Below are 17,042 nucleotides of genomic sequence, written 5' to 3' on the forward strand. Positions count from 1 at the left end.
TTTAAAAATATAAAATAACATTTTCCATGTTAAAGAAAATAATAGATAGGCCGGTATTGGCCACAGTTATCTCTATTGTATTGGTAATATTGGGGATTATAGGTCTTACCAGATTATCTGTAACGAGATTTCCTGATATTTCGCCACCAACCGTAATGGTAAGTGGTTCGTATCCAGGAGGAAATAGTGAAACCGTTATTCGTTCTGTAGTAACACCACTGGAAGAACAGATTAACGGAGTTGAAAATATGCAGTACATTAAGTCTACAGCCAGTAACGACGGATCTTTTTCAATCAGCGTTATTTTTAAGCAAGGTATAGATCCAGATCAAGCTGCCGTAAACGTTCAGAACAGAGTACAGCAGGCAACGCCAAAATTACCGCAGGAAGTTGTTCGTATGGGACTTACGACTTCGAAACAACAGAATAGTATGATTGTTATTTTCAACTTGTACACAGATGATAATAGCAAATACGACGAATTGTTTCTGCAGAATTATGCGAATATAAACCTTGTACCGCAAATGAAACGTGTTCCAGGTGTTGGACAAGTTCAGATTTTTGGTCAGAAAGATTACTCCATGAGAATCTGGCTCGATCCGCGTAAAATGGCAAATGCAGGTTTAGTTCCTTCAGATGTGACACAGGCTATTGCAGAACAAAGTTTAGAATCGGCTCCGGGTAAATTAGGAGAAGAATCCAAAGCGGCTTTAGAATATGTAATTCGCTACAAAGGAAAAAAGAACAAGCCAGAGCAATATGAAAATATTGTGGTTAAAAACAATGGCAGTAATGTTTTAAGATTAAAAGACGTGGCACGAGTAGAATTTGGTTCTATTTCGTACAGCGGGGACAACAAATCAAACAGTAAAAATGCTGTGACAATGGCAATTTTACAAACTTCTGGTTCTAATGCCAACGATATTGAAATCGGGATTAATAAAGAAGTAGAACGACTTTCAAAGTCTTTCCCTCCAGGTATTAAATACGTAAACGTAATGAGTACCAAAGAAAGATTGGACGAAGCAACAGGGCAGGTAAAATCAACATTATTTGAAGCTTTTATTCTGGTATTTATCGTAGTGTTTATTTTCCTTCAGGACATTCGCTCGACGATTATTCCAGCTATTGCGGTTCCAGTTGCGATTGTGGGAACGTTTTTCTTCCTATTGGTTTTCGGATTTACGATTAATATCCTAACACTTTTTGCTTTGGTTCTGGCCATCGGAATTGTGGTCGATGATGCGATTGTAGTTGTCGAGGCCGTTCACAGTAAAATGGAAGAAGATGCAGGAATTTCAGCAAAAGAAGCTACTCACGGTGCAATGGCGGAGATTACAGGAGCTGTAATTTCAATCACTTTAGTAATGTCAGCCGTATTTATTCCGATTGGATTTATGACGGGTTCTTCCGGAATTTTCTACAAACAATTTGCATATACATTAGCGATTGCAATCATCATTTCAGCAGTAAATGCCTTGACGCTTACACCAGCACTATGCGCTTTGTTGTTGAAAAATCACGGAGATAAACATGGCAATCACGAAGAAAAAACGAGTTTTAAAGACCGCTTTTTCGTCGGTTTCAATTCAAGTTTCAATAACCTGACAGGAAGATACATTAAAGGTGTTCGTTTCCTTATCGGAAAAAAATGGATTGCTGCAGGATTAGTTACCGGAATTACGGCACTTGCAGTTTATATGATGATGTCTACACCAAAAAGTTTTGTTCCGTTAGAAGATGACGGATTCATGGTGTACAGTTTATCTATGCCTCCAGGAACAGCGTTGGATCGTACGACTGCAGTGGTTGAGAGAATGGAGAAAATATTAGAATCAGAAAAAGCTATTGATGTTAATACGAGTATTACGGGATTTAACATTTTGAGCAACAGTGCCAGTACAGCTTACGGTTTAGGATTTATCAAACTAAAGCCTAAAAAAGAAAGAGGGGAAGTAAAGGATATTGATGAAATTTTGAATAGCGTTACGGCCAAATTATCGACAATTAAAGAAGGTTCGATTATGGTATTCAGAATGCCTCCAGTGGAAGGATTTGGGGTAACAAGTGGAGCAGAAATTGTCTTGCAGGATAGAATGGCAAGAGATCCAGAAACTTTAAAAAAGATGTCTGATAAAGTGATTGGTCAAATTATGCAGCAACCGGGAGTTCAATATGCGTATACGACTTTTAGAGCCGATTATCCGCAATTGGAATTGGAAGTTGATGAAGACAAAGCCCGCCAGATGGGAGTGAATATAAAAGAGCTTTTAGGAAACATTCAGACTTATTTTGCAGGAGATCAATCTTCAGATTTTACCAGATTTGGTAAGTTTTACAGAGTGAATGTAAAAGCCGACGGAATTTTTAGAATGGATCAAGATGCATTTAATGAAATCTTCGTAAGAAATGTTGATATGCAAATGGTTCCAGTAAAATCAATCGTTAAATTCCATAAAGTATACGGACCAGAATCAGTAAGCCGTTACAACCTTTATAATTCGGTAAATATTACAGCAATGGCTTTACCAGGTTATAGTAACGGTCAGATTATGGGAAATTTAGAGAAAGTTCTGGATAATCTTCCAGCAGATTACAGCTACGAATGGACAGGTTTAAGTTTGGAAGAAAAAGCAGGAGGAAACCAAACCGTTGCGATTTTCGGATTATGCCTATTGTTTGTATTCTTTTTATTAGCAGCGCAATACGAAAGCTACTTATTACCGCTTGCCGTTTTGCTTTCAATTCCAACGGGTATTTTAGGTGCTTTTGCCGGAGTTAAAGCAGTAGGTTTAGATAACAATATTTACGTTCAGGTCGGATTAATCATGCTTGTCGGACTTCTGGCTAAAAATGCCATTTTGATTGTTGAGTTTGCATTACAAAGACGTCTCGCAGGGTTAAGTATTATTGAAGCGGCAATCGAAGGAGCAAAATCAAGGTTAAGACCCATTATAATGACGTCGCTGGCATTTATTGTTGGTATGATTCCGTTAATGTTTGCTTCTGGAGGAACAGCTGTGGGTAATAGATCTATTAGTGTCAGCGCTTCAATCGGGATGTTGAGCGGTGTGATTTTAGGAGTTTTTGTAATTCCGCTTCTATTCATTGTCTTTCAGTATCTGCAGGAAAAAGTATCAAGCAAAAAAATAATTCAAACAGTTAAGCAAGAGTAATGAAAATACGATATACAATAATAAGTTCTTTCTGCATTGCATTGCTGCTCACTTCATGTGTGGTCGGAAAGAAATATGCAAGAACAGATTTGCAGACTCCGGAGCAGTATAATCAAGAAGCTTCGGTTACAGGAGACACGGTTCTTCTTCCATGGAAAAATTATTATAAAGATCCTTTGCTGGTTGATTTGATTGAAAAAGCCCTCGTTAAAAATAACGAGGTGCTTATTGCAATGAAAAGTATGGAACAGCTGGATCTGAGTTATAAACAGGCAAAATTGTCGCTGTTGCCAACTCTTGATTTTGAAGCTGGGGCAAGTCGAAACTACATGTCTAAAAACTCGCTGAATGGTTCTTTAAGCTCGCAGTTTACCAGCAAAAATTATATGGACGATTACAATGCGGTATTGAGACTTTCGTGGGAAGCCGATATCTGGGGAAAAGCGGCGTTACAGAAACGTGATGCTAAAGCCGCTTATTTTGCCCAGAGAGAAAATCTTTCGGCATTAAAAACCCGAATTATTGTACAGGTGGCTCAGGCTTATTACAATCTCCTTGGATTGGATGAACAGCTGAAAATCGCTGAGAAAAATATTGAGTTAAGCACCAGTACATTAGATATGATGCAACTTCAGTATAAATCGGGAAGTATTAGTTCTTTGGCTGTAAATCAGACGGAAGCACAGAAAAAAACAGCAGAACTTTTGGTTCCGATGGCAAAAGCAAATATTGCGGTTCAGGAAAATGCCTTGCAAATTTTATGTGGTGAATATCCAAACCTTATTAGTCGTGCCGGAAATTTGGATGCCGCTAAAATTGATGTCAGTATTACAGCAGGTGTTCCAGCTTTGCTTTTAAGCCGTAGATCCGATGTTAAGGCAAGTGAATTTGCAGTAATGTCGGCAACAGCCAAGACAGGACTTGCAAAAGCCAATATGTATCCGACTTTGAGTATAAATCCATCAATTGGAGCAAATTCATTTGAATTTGATGACTGGTTCGATTTTCCAGGGTCGATTACCAAAACATTGGCTGTCAATCTTGCGCAGCCGATTTTTAGGAAAAAAGCACTGCGAACGGCTTATGAAATTGCGTCTTTAGAACAAGAAAAAACAGTAATTCAGTTCAAGCAGACTTTTATTACTGCTGTAGGAGAGGTTTCGAGCGCGCTTGCTAAACTAAAATATGCTGACGAACGGATTGAAAGAGCTACTGAAAAAGCAATTTCATTAGAGAAGGCCACGACAGATGCATCCTTATTGTACAAAAGTGCCATGGCTACTTATCTTGAAGTAATCGCAGCACAGAACAGCGCATTGCAGAATGATCTGGAACTAATCAGTATCAAATTAGAAAAATTAAATGCCGCCACTGAGCTGTACCGAGCTTTAGGCGGAGGGGTAAATTAAATTAATTCACAAGCAAATACTTCGTTGATACAACGGAGTATTTGTTTTTTATGCTTTTAAGCCATTCATTCATATGGAAAAAGTTAAATTCAGTCGTTTAGAATTGTATGATTTGGTCTGGAAATTACCGATGAATCATATCGTTAGGCAATACAATATTCCTCGATTACGAATAAAAGATGCCTGTTTCAAACTGGAGGTACCACTTCCGGGAAGCACGTATTGGACAAAATCACCTTATTTAAAAGCTCCAAAACCCGAACTTTCACCCGTTTATTTTGGAAATAGTCATATCGAAATTGTAAAAAAAGGTTATGAACTGCAACTTCGCAAGACTTCAAAAGCAACACCTCTGCTGGATTTGGCTCAAGAAATCCGCAGCGATTTAAAGGCTCCTTTAAAAGTTTCACGTTCGTTAAAAAAACCAAAACAAATAATCGAAAGAACTAAATTGTTTTGGACTGATAAAGAAATCTCAATCGACGTTTTTTCGCGTTCTGAAGGAGTTCTTTTTTTTAATGTTTCGAATAAAAAATTACTGCGAGCTCTCTGTTTTATGGATGCTTTGATAAAACTGCTTGAACATAGAGGACATCATTTTGAATTGGGTGAAAAAGGCTCAGGTTTGGTAGTCATTCATAATAAGATTATCACTGTAACACTTCGTGAAGCTTTGAAAAGGATTCCGCCAAAAATTGGAGAAGATGCTTCAAATTATGTTAGTTCAGGAGAATTTATTTTGCGAATAAGCAACGGCTTAGTACAGAAAGAATTTAGAGATAAAAAAGTTCTTTTAGAAGATATGCTTGTCGTAATTGTGGCTAAAATTGAGCTTTTTGGATATGAAGAATTATAGGTTTATTTTTAGTTTGAATAATGGCTAGTGCCTAAAACATAAGGATTGTAGTGTTTTAGAGCAAATTAGTTTACCTTTGCAGGCACTACCCGCTGACAAAATGAATGATAAATTTCCAATACCAGAAAATGAAATAGGACGTTTAGCCGCTTTAAGACGTTATAACATATTAGACACACTGCCAGATCATGCTTTTGATGATGCGACAAAGCTTGTTTCGTATATCTGTGGTGTGCCAATCGCTCATATTTCGTTTATTGACGAAAGCAGACAATGGTTTAAATCTGAAATTGGTATTGGTGTTTCTGAAGTGCCACGCGAAATTACTTTCTGCCGATATACTATTTTGGAATCTACAATGGTCGAGATAAACGATACATTTTTAAATGAACGTTTTAAAGACGATCCCAATGTAACTGGCGGATTTAATGTAAGGTTTTACGCAGGTGTACCGCTTACGACTCCCGACGGCTATAATATTGGAACCATTTGCGCAGTTGACCATGTTACTAAAAAGCTTGATGAAAATCAAAGAAATGCATTGTCGATTGTAGCAAAACACGTAATGGCACAGCTCGAATTGGGAACAAAAAATTTCGAACTGGACGCTCAGAAAAAAATTGCCGAACGTGCTGTATTGGCAAAAGATCGTTTTTTGGCCAATATGAGCCACGAAATCAGGACACCTTTAAATGCAATAATCGGTTTTACAGATCTTTTGGCGCAGACCAGCTTAGATGAAATTCAGAGTGAATATATTGATAACGTACAGATTGCTGGCGAAAACCTTCTTTTGATTATCAATGACATCCTCGATCTCTCTAAAATAGAATCGGGAAATCTGACTATAGATTCGGAACCTTTTAATTTGAGAAAAACCCTTAAACATGTTTACAATCTCTTAAAGATAAAGGTTGCCAAAGATGTAGAATTCAATCTTTATCTTGATGCAGATATGCCTGAAATGGTTATTGGAGATCAAGGAAGATTAAATCAGATTCTGGTAAATTTGGTAGGAAATGCGCTTAAGTTTACAACTGAAGGAGAAGTAACGGTTTCTGTTAAAAAAACTGATGAAACAGAAGATGATTATTCGCTGCGATTTTCGGTAAAAGATTCTGGTATCGGAATTGAAAAAAATAAACTTAAAACCATTTTTGACCGATTTACACAAGCCGAAGAATCTACAACCCGAAGATTTGGAGGTACTGGTTTAGGATTAAATATTGTAAAACAGCTGGTCGATCTTCATAATGCAGAAATTAATGTAAAAAGCGATCAGGGAAGAGGTTCTGAGTTTTTCTTTACTTTGACTTATAAAAAAGCATCTAAAAACCAGACTGTATCAAAAACATCATCCTCAAATAATTTGGGGGAACTTAAAATACTGCTTTGCGAGGATAATATTCTAAATCAGAAACTTGCCAAAAGCGTAATCAATAATTTTGGCTTTGAATTGGATGTTGCAAATAACGGCGAAGAAGGCATCGAACTTTTATTAGAAAACAAATATGATTTGGTGCTAATGGATTTGCAGATGCCGATTAAAGACGGATATCAAACTACAGAATATATTCGAAACGAAATGAAAATGAGCATTCCGATTGTAGCTATGACTGCACACTCTCTTGTTGGCGAGCAGGAACGTTGTTTTAATGTCGGGATGGATGCTTATGTGCCAAAACCCTTTAAGCAGGCAGCTCTTTTAAAAGCCATAAAAACCGCTATGAATAAAGACAATGAGACTAAATCTGATAGAATTCTTGATTTATCTTTTCTGGAAGAAATGTCATGCGGAGATGAGAATTTCAGAAAAGAAATGATTCAGATTTTTGTAGAAAGAATTCCAGAACAAGTGGCACAGCTTAAAGAAGTTTTTCAGCAAAATAATGCAGATGCAGTAAAAAGGCTGGCTCATAATATGAAATCTAGTTTGGATATTTTTATGCTTACAGATCTTAGCGGCTACGTTTCTTTAATTGAAGAAGAATCTTCATTAGGAAAATTAACAAACGAAATCGAGGATAGAATCAATTTACTGTATTGCGGTATTGAAGATGCCGTTAAAATTTTGAAGGAATTATGATAAAACATAAATATAAACTAGCTTTACAATATGTAGATAATATGGAGGAATAAAGCCCCAAAATATTTAAAACCAATGAAAATTATTTTAGCAGAAGATAATGATATCCTACGCAAATCATTATCATTTTTCTTAGAATCCAAAGGATTTACCGTTGATCAGTTTTCTGACGGAAAAGACGCATTGGATGCTATCGAAACAAAAAACTATGATTTGATTCTAACAGACATCAACATGCCCGGCATCAGCGGAATGGAAATTACACAATATGTAAGACAGAACATTAGTTCTGATATTCCGATCATTATATTGACTTCGTCAGGTGTCGAACAAACCGAATTGGATTCTTTTGATATAGGTGCAAACGAATTTATAGCCAAACCCGTAAGCCCTGCGGTTCTTTTAGTTCGAATTAATAAATTGCTAAATACGCGTGTGTAATGAATAAATTCTGTTACTCAATACTATTCTTGTTTTTCTCAGCTCTAGCATTTGCACAAGAAATTTCTCCAGATGCGGTTATGCAGAAGGTAAAAAGTGAAGTTGAGAAAGGAAATTTTGATAATGCCTTGTCATTGATTGAGCCATTGCGAGTTAAATTTCCCCAAGACGAAGACATTCAGGTGTATACAGGACGAATTTACAGCTGGAAAAAAGAGTATCAGACAGCTTTAAAAATAATAAAGCCATTGACGGATAGAAGCAATCCAAATCCAGATGCTTTATTAGCTGTTATCAATATTTATTATTGGTCGGAGCAATGGGATTCCTGTGTTCAATATTGCGATAAATATTTGGCAGTAAATCCTCAAGATGCCGAAGTTTTGAAAATAAAAGTAAATTGTCTCGAGAAACTCAATCGCAATCAAGAAGCTTTAGAAATTATCGATGGTCTGCCAGTTACCGAAAACAGTACTCAGGCATTTAGAGGAATAAGAACACTAATTGGACGTAAAGCAAAAAATGCAGTTTCTGTTTCTTATTTAAATGTGTCTACTTCCGATCCGGGACAATCTCCTTTTCATTATGGATATGCCGAGTATTCTCATAAATTTTCAAAATCGGCTATTGTCGGAAGAGCAAATATTGGTCATGCAAACAATGATACTCAAATGCTTTTCGAAACCGATTATTATCAGACATTCAAAAATAAAAGTTATCTGTATGCCAATGCCGGAATTTCAACAGGAGAAACTGTTTTTCCTATTGCAAAAGGAGGCTTAGAATATTATTTTGCTCCATACAAAAAGTTTGATTTCTCGCTGGGCGCTCGTTTTATGCATTTTGATGCCAGCGATATAACTCTTCTTACAGGACAGTTGGCGTATAATGCTGGCTCATACAGCATCGCTTATCGTCCGTATTACGATACTGAAAACGAACTGTTTTCGCACGTTTTAAGTTTACAAAAAACAAATGAGGAGAAAGAAAGCGTAATCAGACTCGAACTTCAGTATGGAAACGTTCCTTATCTCTATCTTTATAACGGTTTTACAGCACCGCTTAAAGCGTATAGAGCAGGCATTCAGTACCAGCATCGTTTAGGAGATTCATTTTTTGTACGCCCGATTTTTCTTTATGAATATGAAGAATATATTCCGGGAGAATACAGAAACAGATTTAATGTACAGCTAATTGTCACGAAACGTTTTTAGGCATGGAAAAAATCTGGGAGTTTTACAAAAACGGTCAATGGGAAGTGCCGTTTCTCATCTTTTCAATCTGTTTGTTTGTTGCAACATCTGTTTTTCTGTACTTGTTAATCATCGAAAGCCGAAACAGGAATATCAAAAAAGAAAGATTAAGAAATGAATACAGTATTTTAATCGAAAAATTAATGGCTTCCATAATTTTTGAAGACGCTTCTTATTCGGTTATTAAAGAAGATAAAAACCTTATGGTGCTTTTTGATACTTCTTTTTTCAGAGAAACTGTTGTAGAATCGCTTATCAATCTTCATAAAAATTACGAGGGAATTTATGCGCAGAAGCTCGAACAGTTTTACAAAGATTCGGGATTGATAAAAGGTTCGTTTAGAAAACTAAAAAGCCTGAAATGGGAAGTTAAGTGCAAAGGAATAACAGAACTTGCAGAACTGAATATTTCTGATGCTTTTGGCAATATTGTCGCATTTTCTAAAGCCCGAAACAAAACGTTAAAGATTACGGCGATAAATGCTTGTATAAAACTTGCCGGAACCAAAGGAATCGTACATCTTACAGAACATTCCGATCCGATTGACGACTGGACGCAGGTAAACATCATCAGTGCTTTCAAAAAACATGATATTGGCGATACAAAAGGAGTTGAGCTTTTACTCGAATCGCAAAATACAACTGTAGTAGCACTTGGACTAAAGCTTATCAAAGAATTAAAGCTTACACAAAAAGTTCCTTATGTAGCCGAATTGGCCGCTAGGACCACTAACAATTTAATAAAATACGAAGCACAAAACGTTTTGCAGACGCTGACACTTTAAAAGAACAAAAATGGATTTTTTAATTAATGACTTAGAGTGGTTTCTCGATATGTATATACTCCTGATTTTGGGTTATGCAATCTTGATTATGTCTTCTTATCTAGTATTGGCTTATCTGTCGACAAAAGCACTGCGAAGCTACCTTAAGAAAAACAGCTTTGTCGATTATGAAGTGCTTCTTACCAGCGAATTTGCTCCAAAACTGTCGCTTATCGCTCCGGCTTACAACGAGAGTTTTACGATTGAAGAAAACGTGAAATCGCTACTCTCATTAAATTATAATAATTATGAAGTTATAGTTGTAAATGATGGAAGTAAAGATAATTCGATGGAAATTCTGATCAAGACTTATGATCTTGTTTTGGCAGAACGGGATTTTCATCCACAGATTGAAACTAAAAAAATCAAAGGATTATATGTTTCCAGAAATGCGGCTTTTAAAAAGCTTGTAGTCATAGACAAAGAAAATGGAGGTAAAGCCGATGCCCTGAATGCTGGGCTTAATATCGCAAATAACCCTTATGTGGTTTGTATTGATGTGGACTGTATTTTGGATAAGGATTCGCTTTTGAAACTGGCCAAACCGTTCTTAGAATCTTCAGGAAAACGAATAATTGCGACTGGAGGTGTTGTTAGAATTGCCAACCAATGTGTTATTAAAAACGGACGTCTGGTTGAAGTAAATGTTCCAGATGTAATGTTGTCTAGAATTCAGGTTTTAGAATATCTAAGAGCTTTTCTTCTCGGGCGTATGGCTTGGGGAAGACTAGACGGACTTCTGCTGATCAGTGGTGCATTTGGTGCTTTTGATAAGGAAATTGCACTTTTGGCAGGTGGTTACGATACTAAAACTGTTGGAGAGGATATGGAATTGGTAGTAAGAATGCGCCGTTATATGCTCGAAAATAAACTTCCTTATACAGTTTGTTATATTCCTGACCCGCTTTGCTGGACAGAAGCTCCCGAAGATTTCAAAATATTCAAGAAACAACGCAGTCGTTGGATGAGGGGAACTATAGAAACATTAAGTTTTCATAAAAAAATGTTTTTAAACCCTAAATACAAACTTCTCGGTATGTTGAGTGTTCCTTATTGGACATTGTTCGAATTTCTGGCTCCGGGAATAGAATTTATCGGTCTTGTCATTACAGTTTTCTTTATCATATTCGGATTGCTCAACTGGCATTTCTTCTTACTGCTCGTGTTGTTTGTCTATACTTTTGCTGTTATGTTCTCTGTTATTGCGCTTTTCAGCGAAGAGCGTACGTATCATAAATATCCAAAACAGGCCGACTTTTTTAAATTGTTGTTAGCCGCTTTTATCGAGCCTGTATATTTTCATCCGCTTACCGTATATGCTGCTTTGATAGGATATAAAGACAAAATCAAAGGAACCAAAGGCTGGGGCGAAATGACCCGAAAAGGATTCACCAAAAAGACATAATGTAATTTTTATTGCCGGTTTATTGGCTTAAAATCAATTTGGCTTCTGCATTTTTAGCATCCAGTTTTAGGGCATTTTCGGCATATTCTTTTGCAAGATTCTTTTTGTCTTGTTTTTGATATGCTTTGGCGAAAACAAGATACAATTGAGAACTTGGTTTTTTATTGAGAATTTGAAACGCTTCTTGTTCACGGCCAAGTGTGAGCAGGGTAGAAGCAGCGTTTGTCCAGTCTTTTTCTGTAAACTGTTTTTCGTTTAGTAAAGCTGCAATTTCAGGATGATTTTTTAAGCAGTAAAAAACAGGCAGATATTCTTTCCAGTTTGGATTTTCTTTTAATCCTTTTTTGATGTAAGCAACAGCAGTTTTTTCATCATTCAACAAAAGGAAAGCAGTTGAAATTTTCGGATAAATACCATTCCATCCTTCGAGCAATTGTTGTGCTTCGGCTAGTAATTTGGTGCCTTTTTCAATATTTTTTTTCTTTATTGCATTTACAGCTTGATTAAGACGAATTCGTCCGTAATGGTAATTCAATAGTTTTTGTAAATCTTCAAAAGGTGTTTTAGAATCGTCTACACGAAGATCAATCTGATTATACCATTCGTTTTGAGTTCCTTTTACAACCAAAGCAACAGACTGTTTTCCTTGAATCTGTCCTCCTGCATTTTGTCCTGAAGTAATGCTTTTCAATAGGCGTTCGGCTAGAGTTCCTGTACTTTCGGTAAATGTTTTTGCCATGGATTCAAGGACGCCGTCTGCCAGTTGATTTCCCATGACTACAAAAGATTTTCCAACAATATGTGCCGATTTTCCCTGCCAATATTCTAATGCCTGCCCTGTAAAAGCAAAAGCGTTTCCGTTTTTATCCAAACCCGAAACCTGACGATAAAACCATTCTTCGTCTTTGTTTTTGGTAGACTCGATGGCATCTTTAATCGACATTCCTTCTTTCAGATTTTTAAATCCGTTGATTGCGTAAGCTGGTTCTGTATCGGCGATGACCGAAAAAGCACCAATTCCAGGTTCAATATAAACTGTCGAATTGCCTACATAAATGTTGTTGGTGGCTACTGCAATTCCCCATTCCTGAGTTTTTTCATCAAAGGCAGTAATAGAAAAAGTGGCGTTTATATTTTTATCTAATAAAAGGCTAGGCAGATTTTGTGCATTTAGTTTAGTAAAAACAAAAACTGAAAAAATAATTTGACGAACCAATTTCATAAGACTTTTTCTGTATAAGGTTCATTCCACAAATTATTTGGTTTTAAGTATACAGTATTGTTTTGAAAATCAAGAATTGTGTTGAATCTTTTCAATACTTCATTACCTAGAATATGAGTTTTAAAACGTGCAGGATTATTTCCAGAAAGCAGTTGCACCGGAATATCTGTCAAGGAATATTGCCCCAGATTTAAACGTTCGTTATTGACTGTAAGCACCGGAATTTCTTTTCCTTCGCCGTTTTTCATTATTACTTTTTTGATAACCGTCAGTTCGTTTTTTGGATACTTTTGTTCTTTCATCAAATCATCATCCAGCATAATGGTTCTTTGGTATCCATTGTCGAATAAAAATCTTCCTTTGTACTTATTCTGTTTGATTTGAAGTTCTCCATTAATACAAAACAAGGTATGGGTGTATTCAATATCGAATTTTTGATATTCTTTGGAAATTTTAGATAATTTGGAATGAATAATAAACACATTTTTATCATAATCTATTTCAACGATTTTCCCATCAAATATATTCCAGCCAAAACGGCCGATAGTTCCCTGACCAGAAAGTTCTACAGGATAAATATGTTGTTTGTCAAAAGTTTGATTCCCAATCTGAAAAGTATGTCCATTCAGATTTTGAATGTTTAATTGTTTAATTCCCTCATTTGTCAGTAGAAAATCAGTTGTGCCCGTATCAAATTTCAAATCAATTGTGTCTTTTTGATTCAGTCTGACTTTAAAAATAATATTATTGTACTCAGAAAGCACAAACGGAATAGTATCGTGAATCTCTGGTTTTATTTTGAAAGAGTTTTTCAATGCTGGACTTTCAAAACGCGTAAAACAGGAATCTTTTTGGTTTAAGAGCACCACAAAATCGTATTTTTCTCCAGGCTTTAATTTTATTTTGAGCGAATCGCTATCGGTGTAAATTTTCACCCATTTTGCTTTCGCACTTTTATCTAAAGTGTAAACATCAGGCTTGGTTTTCGGATTAAGATGCCAACGTTTTTTTTCCTGATTTTCTTCTTGAATAAAAGCTGAAGCAGTAGAAGCTTTAATAACATTCGGTCTTTTTTGTGCCTGAATAGTCAGTGCAAATAAGCTAAATACGATAAAGGAGATCTTTTTCATTTTTAGATTTTGGTTTATTCAGTTATAACAGCTGGAAGAATAAATTCCTGCATCATTCTTTTTACCTGCGTATGTGCATATGACCTGTTGTAAGCTGTCGCGGTTACAACTACGACAAGCGGAATGTCTTTAAAAACATAAACTTTGTTGCCGCCATTGCCACTACAACCAAAAGTTTCGTACGTTTTTCCGTTTACGGTAAAAACTTCTTTCCAGAATAAAAATCCGTAGCCGGGTACATTTTCATCTTTAGGAAAATAATTGGTAAAGCTTTTTTGAATCCATTCTTTTGAGAGCAATTGTTTTCCGTTCCATAAACCTTTATTTTGATAAAGTTGTCCGTATTTTGCCAAATCAAGTGTTCGCAAACCAAGTCCACCCGCAGTGTTGGCTACTTTTTGAGGTGTGTACTGCCATTTGTACTCTTTAATTCCGAGCGGGCTGAATAATTTCTTTTCTGCATAATTTTCCAAACCTTCTGGTACGCGCTGATTCAGAATGTCGCCAAGCATTACAACTCCGGCGGTAAAATAATCCCAGTTTTTACCGATTTGTTTTTTTGAGTCCATCGGAAGATCTAAGCCGAATTTTATCCAATTGTCTGTTGGATACATGTTTTCTTCATTTCCAGGAGAATTTTCATCCTGATCCGATCCATCAAAACCGGAACTCATTGTGAGCAGGCTTTTAAGTGTGACTTTTTCTTTTTCAGCAGAATAATTCGCGAATTTTTTCAGATCATAAAACTGCTTCAATGTCTCATTTTCATTTTTAATAAATCCGTCTTTTATGGCAATTCCCATAACAGTCGAAGCAAACGATTTTCCGACAGAACGCGTATCGTGAAGTTTATTTCGGTCGGCGCCGTTAAAATATTCTTCCAGCAGTAATTCTCCTTTTTTAATGACGGCAATGCTCGTAATATCCTTAAATCTTTTTTCGAGTATTCTCTGATTCAGGTTTCGAATAAGAAGCGTATCATATTTTGATGAAGAAACTTCCCATTCCTGCTGTGGTTTGATTTTCTGAATAACAGTTAGCTTTTCTTCAATTGTAACCGGAACTGCATCAGTTTTGATTGTGCCTTGCGCAATTATATTTCCGGTTTTAATTGTTCCGGCTGATTTTAGATAAGGCTTGATTTCGATTTTAAGCAGATGTTTTCCCGAAAAAAGAGCATCTTCGCCACCGTTTCCAAAATAAAAACGAGACCAGAGATAACGTCCCCATGAATTTTCTTGTGTAGTACTAAAAAGCGGAATTTGTAAACTTGTCGCTTTGTTTTTGTTTTCAATAGTTCCGGCTCTTGTGTTTAGATTTTCCGTGTAAATGAGTTTGTCATCTACATAAAAACTAAATTGGAAGTTACCGTTTTTTAGAAGTTCCTCTGAAGCTAATTCTGGATTAAGTTCATGTAGATAATTGGTCAGTGAATTGGCGGTAAAAATCTCAAGATACAGATTCTCATCTTTTCTAAATAGAATAGATTCTAAAAAGTCTGTTTCTTTTAAATCTTCTATTTTTGCGGGTTTTGAAAGAAAAATGATTTTTCCTGTATTTTTAATCTGAATCGGATTGGTGACCGTTTCAAGAGTTACAATGTTTTGAGCCTTGCTCGACATTGATAATAAAAAAATGCAGCTGATACACCAGAAGGTTGTTCTCATTCTAATATATTTTTAGGTTAAAAGACAAATATAGAACGTTGTATATTATTGAAATAGAATGAAATTAACATTCAGTATTATTTTGTAAGATGCATTAAATTAATAGTTTGCGATAATTAGAAGGCGTTAATCCAATCTGTTCTTTAAAACATCTTATGTAATGACTCTGATCTGAAAAATTTGTTACACACGAAACTTCGACTAGCGAATTGTTTTTGTCGTTTAGTAAAGCAAGCGATTTTTCAATTCTGATTTTTCTAATATATTCACCAAAAGTGCAACCAAAATATTTTGGAAAACAGCGCGAAAGATGAACCGGATGCACATCTAGAATTTTAGAAAGTGAAGTCAGCGAAAGCTCTTCAGAAAAATTTTCGTGAAGGATTTCCTTTAAAGTTTGCACCCATTTCGGGACAGAATTGCAATTGAGCAAATCCGTTTTTTTGATGTTTTTAAGTGAATTTAAAAGCAGACTGTCTACAGACAAATTGCTGTAGTTGTCATTGATGTAGCTTTCTGTAAAAAGTTTGTAAAACAATAATTTAACTTCCGGATTTTCTACAGAAAGGCTTCCTTTTAAATCGTCTAAAGAAAAATCAAACCGATCAAGCCAATTTTGTTCAATTTCGATATGAAAGCCACGCGTAAAACCTGGAGGTTTGATGTTGTAATGAGAATCGTCCCAATTATGAAAAAGTAATGAACCAGCAGAACATTGGTAAATTTCTTTTTTGTTGCCCTCTAAAACTTTTCCCTGAAGTACAAAAGTAAAGTAAGGTTTTTCATGAAAATGCCAGTCTACTTTTTCGTGCGTATACTCTGTATCGGTAATGGTAAGACCGCCCAACTGCATATGTCTGCTGGTCTGCCCGAAAAACTGTCCTGTTTTTAATTGTTCCATCCGTAAAATTGCTTTTTAGTGCAATTGTTTTTTTCGTTTTAGAGAAATTTTAATCGGATGTTAAATTAAGAAAATTAATACAATGTTCAGGAAAATAATAAAGCTTAAAAATGAAGGGTATAATTTTCGATTTTTTCTTTTAATCTTTTAGCCAGATACGTATTGCCTTCTTTTAAGGTGTCATAAATTAAAAGTGATTCTGCGTGATATTGTTTTTTCTTTTCAGAATCCCAATAATAAGGTGGCGAATAAAGATTACAGATTCTGTCGGCCATTTTTACAGACCAGACTTCTTTTGGCTGTTGTACAATTCTCATCAGACTGTCCTTCATCTGGTCTTCTTTTCTTTCCATAGAAGTGTTTTTTGTCAAAGCACTTACGCCATTTGCAATCTGTTCGCCAAATAAACTTTTGATTTTTTCAAATGTAGTTTCGGTGTCTTCTATGGTATCGTGCAGGAGCGCGCAGGTTACAGCCAAATCGCCATCGAGACTATCTTCATGATCCAACGATTGTATGACTTCAAAAACCACACTTCCGATGTGATTGATGTATTCTATATGTAATCCCTCTTCATTTGCACCGTATTTTTGTCCCTGATGAAGTTTTGAAACCAAATGCCACGTATTTTGCAATTTGTCTATTGACCATTTTTTCATAAAAATAATTTTT

At 35.9% G+C, this 17,042-nt stretch carries 13 protein-coding genes; 8 read left to right on the forward strand and 5 right to left on the reverse strand.

What is annotated here, in order from left to right; all coding sequences use genetic code 11:
• Window positions 1–26 precede the first annotated feature (26 nt).
• The 8 genes from ACFFLS_RS24075 (at window position 27) to ACFFLS_RS24110 (ending at window position 11,450) form a co-directional block, all read left to right on the forward strand.
• Window positions 27–3,176 carry an efflux RND transporter permease subunit gene (locus tag ACFFLS_RS24075; RefSeq protein ID WP_379682866.1) on the forward strand — a complete coding sequence of 1,050 codons (3,150 nt, stop codon included), beginning with the start codon at window positions 27–29 and terminating at the stop codon, window positions 3,174–3,176.
• Window positions 3,176–4,585: a TolC family protein gene (locus ACFFLS_RS24080; RefSeq protein ID WP_379682865.1), complete on the forward strand. Its 1,410-nt coding sequence runs from the start codon at window positions 3,176–3,178 to the stop codon at window positions 4,583–4,585. Before ACFFLS_RS24075 ends, ACFFLS_RS24080 begins: the two co-directional genes overlap by 1 nt.
• 73 nt (window positions 4,586–4,658) lie before the next feature.
• Window positions 4,659–5,441, forward strand: coding sequence for a hypothetical protein (locus ACFFLS_RS24085; RefSeq protein ID WP_379682864.1), 783 nt, complete (start codon window positions 4,659–4,661; stop codon window positions 5,439–5,441).
• A gap of 100 nt (window positions 5,442–5,541) precedes the next feature.
• The gene (locus ACFFLS_RS24090) at window positions 5,542–7,527 is read left to right on the forward strand and encodes an ATP-binding protein (protein WP_379682863.1); all 1,986 of its coding nucleotides are present in this window, start codon (window positions 5,542–5,544) and stop codon (window positions 7,525–7,527) included.
• A gap of 75 nt (window positions 7,528–7,602) precedes the next feature.
• Complete coding sequence (locus ACFFLS_RS24095; protein ID WP_379682862.1) at window positions 7,603–7,968, forward strand: response regulator transcription factor; 366 nt, start codon at window positions 7,603–7,605, stop codon at window positions 7,966–7,968.
• Window positions 7,968–9,182, forward strand: coding sequence for a YaiO family outer membrane beta-barrel protein (locus ACFFLS_RS24100; protein WP_379682861.1), 1,215 nt, complete (start codon window positions 7,968–7,970; stop codon window positions 9,180–9,182). The genes ACFFLS_RS24095 and ACFFLS_RS24100 overlap by 1 nt, the downstream gene beginning before the upstream one ends.
• A 2-nt stretch (window positions 9,183–9,184) precedes the next feature.
• Window positions 9,185–10,006, forward strand: a complete 822-nt coding sequence (locus ACFFLS_RS24105; protein WP_379682860.1) for a hypothetical protein — start codon at window positions 9,185–9,187, stop codon at window positions 10,004–10,006.
• 10 nt (window positions 10,007–10,016) lie between these two features.
• The gene (locus ACFFLS_RS24110) at window positions 10,017–11,450 is read left to right on the forward strand and encodes a glycosyltransferase family 2 protein (protein WP_379682859.1); all 1,434 of its coding nucleotides are present in this window, start codon (window positions 10,017–10,019) and stop codon (window positions 11,448–11,450) included.
• Window positions 11,451–11,469: 19 nt separating this feature from the next.
• Here the strand turns inward: ACFFLS_RS24110 and ACFFLS_RS24115 are convergent, their stop codons facing one another.
• The 5 genes from ACFFLS_RS24115 to ACFFLS_RS24135 all read right to left on the reverse strand — a co-directional run bounded on the left by ACFFLS_RS24115 (window position 11,470) and on the right by ACFFLS_RS24135 (window position 17,029).
• On the reverse strand, window positions 11,470–12,672 hold the full coding sequence (locus ACFFLS_RS24115; protein WP_379682858.1) for a DUF1028 domain-containing protein: 1,203 nt from the start codon (window positions 12,670–12,672) through the stop codon (window positions 11,470–11,472).
• Window positions 12,669–13,802: a hypothetical protein gene (locus ACFFLS_RS24120; RefSeq protein WP_379682857.1), complete on the reverse strand. Its 1,134-nt coding sequence runs from the start codon at window positions 13,800–13,802 to the stop codon at window positions 12,669–12,671. The genes ACFFLS_RS24115 and ACFFLS_RS24120 overlap by 4 nt, the downstream gene beginning before the upstream one ends.
• Before the next feature lie 14 nt (window positions 13,803–13,816).
• Window positions 13,817–15,469, reverse strand: a complete 1,653-nt coding sequence (locus ACFFLS_RS24125; RefSeq protein ID WP_379682856.1) for a serine hydrolase domain-containing protein — start codon at window positions 15,467–15,469, stop codon at window positions 13,817–13,819.
• Window positions 15,470–15,563: 94 nt separating this feature from the next.
• The gene (locus ACFFLS_RS24130) at window positions 15,564–16,370 is read right to left on the reverse strand and encodes a helix-turn-helix domain-containing protein (RefSeq protein WP_379682855.1); all 807 of its coding nucleotides are present in this window, start codon (window positions 16,368–16,370) and stop codon (window positions 15,564–15,566) included.
• 104 nt (window positions 16,371–16,474) lie between these two features.
• Window positions 16,475–17,029 (reverse strand): HD domain-containing protein, encoded by a 555-nt coding sequence (locus tag ACFFLS_RS24135; RefSeq protein ID WP_379682854.1) that lies wholly within the window; start codon window positions 17,027–17,029, stop codon window positions 16,475–16,477.
• Between the last annotated feature and the right edge of the window lie 13 nt (window positions 17,030–17,042).

The sequence above is a fragment of the Flavobacterium procerum genome, from assembly GCF_042431625.1.
Classification (GTDB): domain Bacteria; phylum Bacteroidota; class Bacteroidia; order Flavobacteriales; family Flavobacteriaceae; genus Flavobacterium; species Flavobacterium procerum.

Bases quoted from the DNA above. Each gene is read 5' to 3' on its own strand.
- ACFFLS_RS24080 (WP_379682865.1), top strand. From the start codon at position 3,176: ATGAAAATACGATATACAATAATAAGTTCTTTCTGCATTGCATTGCTG.
- ACFFLS_RS24120 (WP_379682857.1), bottom strand. From the start codon at position 13,802: ATGAAAAAGATCTCCTTTATCGTATTTAGCTTATTTGCACTGACTATT.
- ACFFLS_RS24090 (WP_379682863.1), top strand. From the start codon at position 5,542: ATGAATGATAAATTTCCAATACCAGAAAATGAAATAGGACGTTTAGCC.
- ACFFLS_RS24115 (WP_379682858.1), bottom strand. From the start codon at position 12,672: ATGAAATTGGTTCGTCAAATTATTTTTTCAGTTTTTGTTTTTACTAAA.
- ACFFLS_RS24135 (WP_379682854.1), bottom strand. From the start codon at position 17,029: ATGAAAAAATGGTCAATAGACAAATTGCAAAATACGTGGCATTTGGTT.
- ACFFLS_RS24110 (WP_379682859.1), top strand. From the start codon at position 10,017: ATGGATTTTTTAATTAATGACTTAGAGTGGTTTCTCGATATGTATATA.
- ACFFLS_RS24105 (WP_379682860.1), top strand. From the start codon at position 9,185: ATGGAAAAAATCTGGGAGTTTTACAAAAACGGTCAATGGGAAGTGCCG.
- ACFFLS_RS24125 (WP_379682856.1), bottom strand. From the start codon at position 15,469: ATGAGAACAACCTTCTGGTGTATCAGCTGCATTTTTTTATTATCAATG.
- ACFFLS_RS24100 (WP_379682861.1), top strand. From the start codon at position 7,968: ATGAATAAATTCTGTTACTCAATACTATTCTTGTTTTTCTCAGCTCTA.
- ACFFLS_RS24075 (WP_379682866.1), top strand. From the start codon at position 27: ATGTTAAAGAAAATAATAGATAGGCCGGTATTGGCCACAGTTATCTCT.
- ACFFLS_RS24130 (WP_379682855.1), bottom strand. From the start codon at position 16,370: ATGGAACAATTAAAAACAGGACAGTTTTTCGGGCAGACCAGCAGACAT.
- ACFFLS_RS24085 (WP_379682864.1), top strand. From the start codon at position 4,659: ATGGAAAAAGTTAAATTCAGTCGTTTAGAATTGTATGATTTGGTCTGG.
- ACFFLS_RS24095 (WP_379682862.1), top strand. From the start codon at position 7,603: ATGAAAATTATTTTAGCAGAAGATAATGATATCCTACGCAAATCATTA.